The sequence below is a fragment of the Mesorhizobium abyssinicae genome (genome assembly GCF_049887195.1).
Lineage (GTDB): Bacteria > Pseudomonadota > Alphaproteobacteria > Rhizobiales > Rhizobiaceae > Mesorhizobium > Mesorhizobium abyssinicae.
Genome location: NZ_JARAKC010000101.1, coordinates 1 through 931, shown reverse-complemented (window position 1 = coordinate 931; position 931 = coordinate 1). Strand labels below are relative to the sequence as shown.

1 protein-coding gene is annotated in these 931 nt (G+C 62.2%); it reads right to left on the bottom strand.

The genetic code is table 11. The features are described from left to right. The coding region (locus tag PU724_RS33810) for a hypothetical protein (protein ID WP_426213834.1) at positions 1 to 818 on the bottom strand (818 nt) is incomplete at its 3' end. Between the last annotated feature and the right edge of the window lie 113 nt (positions 819 to 931).

Below are 931 nucleotides of genomic sequence, written 5' to 3'. Positions count from 1 at the left end.
CGGAGCCTTCCCAATGCCACGTTGATGTCGCTCAGTAGTACGGCATCGTTGCCCGCGAAGTTCTTCGCCAGGCCGTCCAGCTGCTCGTCCTCAATCCGACCGTGGATTTGGCTCTGGTGGTTCTCGTCAAGCCATGTGCTGAACTTGCGCAGCGCCGTTATATCGCCCCTCACGGTTAGTTCTTTGACGCGGGCCACGGCTTTTGCCCGGTATTGGGCGAAGAGTACCTCATCGTCCTTGGTCCCGGGTCGAACAGTCGAAACAGCCGTCACAGGCTGTCCGGCAGAATGCTGCCGGAGCCTTCCCAATGCCACTTTGGTGTCGCCCAGTAGTACGGCATCGTTGCCCGCGAAGTTCTTCGCCAGCGCGTCCAACCCCGGGTCCTCAATCTGGCCGGCGATCTGCGTCCGATGGTTCTCGTCAAGCCATTTGCTGAACTTGCGCAGCGCCGTTATATCGCCAGCGATCGAGCTTTCACTCACCTTGGCTGTTTTAGCCGCGTCGTCACGGTAGGCGGCAAAAAGCGCCTCGTCCGGGTGCTCTCGGCCGCGCCTGCGGCTGCGCGTTTGCTGAACGACGGCAGCCTGGTGCGGCGCCGCGGCCGGCATCGTATGGCGCGCGCCGGTCAAATCGCCTCCCATGGTCCCTTCTTCGAGGCCGGCAGCCTGGGCAAAGAGTTCCTCATCATGCTTGGTGCCAGGTCGAACATTCGAAGCAGCCATCCCAGGCTGTACGAAAGAAGCTTGCCGGAGCCTCTTCAGCGCCGGGTTGATACGCGCGCTCTCTCGCTCCGCGAAGTCCTTTGCCAGCGCGTCCAACCCCGGGTCCTCAATCCGGCCGGCGATCTGCGTCCGATGGTTCTCGTCAAGCCATTTGCTGAACTTGCGCAGCGCCGCTAGATCGCCCCTCACGGTTGGTGCTTTGACGACGG